Annotated in this window: 1 protein-coding gene; it reads right to left on the bottom strand. The window is 38.8% G+C overall.

The window, feature by feature from the left end; genetic code table 11:
* Positions 1-2,600: beta strand repeat-containing protein (locus EPI11_RS19050; protein WP_206619146.1), on the bottom strand; the 2,600-nt coding region annotated here is incomplete at both ends.

The following is a 2,600-nucleotide window of genomic DNA, read 5'->3' as shown; positions in this document are numbered from 1 at the left end:
GCATTATCTGCCATCTTAGCATTGGTGATTACATTGTCTTTTATGTTTAGGCTTACATCTTTAAAAGTCGATTTATCGCCATCCGTTACTTCAAGGTCTGTAGAACTAATATCACCATCCCCTTCAATTCCGGTTACGTCAACTTCTAATGCTCCGGTTGTTGGGTTTTTGGTAAGTCCTGTTCCGGCAACACTTGCATCGATCTTAGCGGCCGTTACTGCATTGTCAGAAAGTTTTGCAGCTGTTACATTGCTGTCTGCGATCTTAGCTGTTGTTACTGCATTGTTTACCAATTCTGTTGTGTTAACAGCATTGTCTGCCATCTTAGCATTGGTAATAGCATTATCAGCGATTGTAAGCGTTACATTCTCTAATGTTGCATTTGCTCCACCTACTACTGTAAGTTCGGTAGATGTGATACTTCCATCACCTACGATAGCTCCAACATTGACATCCAAGGCTCCTGTTGTAGCATTTTTAGTTAAACCTGTGCCCGCAACATCCGAGTTGATCTTATCTTTTGTTACTGCTAAAGCATTAATCTTAGATGTAATTACATTGTTATCTGCAATTTTAGCTGTTGTCACTGCATTGTTTACCAATTCTGCTGTGTTAACAGCATTGTCTGCCATCTTAGCATTGGTAATAGCATTATCAGCGATTGTAAGCGTTACGTTTTCTAATGTTGCATTTGCTCCACCTACTACAGTAAGTTCGGTAGATGTAATGCTTCCATCACCTACGATTGCACCAACATTTACATCCAAGGCTCCCGTTGTAGCGTTTTTAGTTAAACCCACACCTGCAACACTTGCATCAATCTTAGCAGCAGTTACGGCATTGTCTGAAAGTTTTACTGCTGTTACATTGCTGTCTGCAATTTTATTAGTTGTTATATTATTGTCTGCGATCTTAGCTGTTGTTACTGCATTGTTAACCAATTCTGTTGTATTGATAGCATTGTCTGCCATCTTAGCATTGGTAATAGCATTATCAGCGATTGTAAGCGTTACGTTTTCTAATGTTGCATTTGCTCCACCTACTACAGTAAGTTCGGTAGATGTGATACTTCCATCACCTACGATAGCTCCAACATTGACATCCAATGCACCTGTTGTAGCATTTTTAGTTAAACCTACACCTGCAACATCCGAGTTGATTTTTTCTTTTGTTACTGCTAAAGCATTAATCTTAGATGTAATTACATTGTTATCTGCAATCTTAGCTGTTGTTACTGCATTGTTTACCAATTCTGCGGTGTTAACAGCATTGTCTGCCATCTTAGCATTGGTAATAGCATTATCAGCGATTGTAAGAGTTACGTTTTCTAATGTTGCATTTGCTCCACCTACTACAGTAAGTTCGGTAGATGTGATACTTCCGTCACCTACGATAGCTCCAACATTGACATCCAATGCACCTGTTGTAGCATTTTTAGTTAAACCAACACCTGCAACATCCGAATTGATTTTATCTTTTGTTACTGCTAAAGCATTGATCTTAGATGTAATTACATTGTTATCTGCAATCTTAGCTGTTGTTACTGCATTGTTTACCAATTCTGATGTGTTAACAGCATTGTCTGCCATCTTAGCATTAGTAATAGCATTATCAGCGATTGTAAGCGTTACATTCTCTAATGTTGCATTTGCTCCACCTACTACAGTAAGTTCGGTAGATGTAATGCTTCCATCACCTACGATAGCTCCAACATTTACATCCAAGGCTCCCGTTGTAGCATTTTTAGTTAAACCCACACCTGCAACATCTGAATTGATCTTATCTTTTGTTACTGCTAAAGCATTAATCTTAGATGTAATTACATTGTTATCTGCAATCTTAGCTGTAGTTACTGCATTGTTTACCAATTCTGCTGTGTTGATAGCATTGTCTGCCATCTTAGCATTGGTAATAGTGTTATCAGCGATTGTAAGCGTTACATTCTCTAATGTTGCATTTGCTCCACCTACTACAGTAAGTTCGGTAGATGTAATACTTCCATCACCTACGATAGCTCCAACATTGACATCCAATGCACCTGTTGTAGCATTTTTAGTTAAACCAACACCTGCAACATCCGAATTGATTTTATCTTTTGTTACTGCCAAAGCATTAATCTTAGCTGTAGTTACTGCATTGTTTACCAATTCTGCTGTGTTGATAGAATTGTCTGCCATCTTAGCATTGGTGATTACATTGTCTTTTATGTTTAGGCTTACATCTTTAAAAGTCGATTTATCGCCATCCGTTACTTCAAGGTCTGTAGAACTAATATCACCATCACCTTCAATTCCCGTTACGTCAACTTCTAATGCTCCGGTTGTTGGGTTTTTGGTAAGTCCTGTGCCTGCAACACTCGCATCGATCTTAGCGGCCGTTACTGCATTGTCAGAAAGTTTTGCTGCTGTTACATTGCTGTCTGCGATCTTAGCAGTAGTCACTGCGTTGTCAATCAGTTCTGCTGTACCGATAGCATTATCCGCCATCTTAGCATTGGTGATCACATTGTCTTTTATGTTTAGGCTTACATCTTTAAAAGTCGATTTATCGCCATCCGTTACTTCAAGGTCTGTAGAACTAATATCACCATCACCTTCAAT

The sequence above is a fragment of the Flavobacterium cerinum genome, assembly GCF_004028155.1.
In the GTDB taxonomy this organism is placed as follows: domain Bacteria; phylum Bacteroidota; class Bacteroidia; order Flavobacteriales; family Flavobacteriaceae; genus Flavobacterium; species Flavobacterium cerinum.
This window is presented reverse-complemented; position numbering and strand designations above follow the sequence as displayed.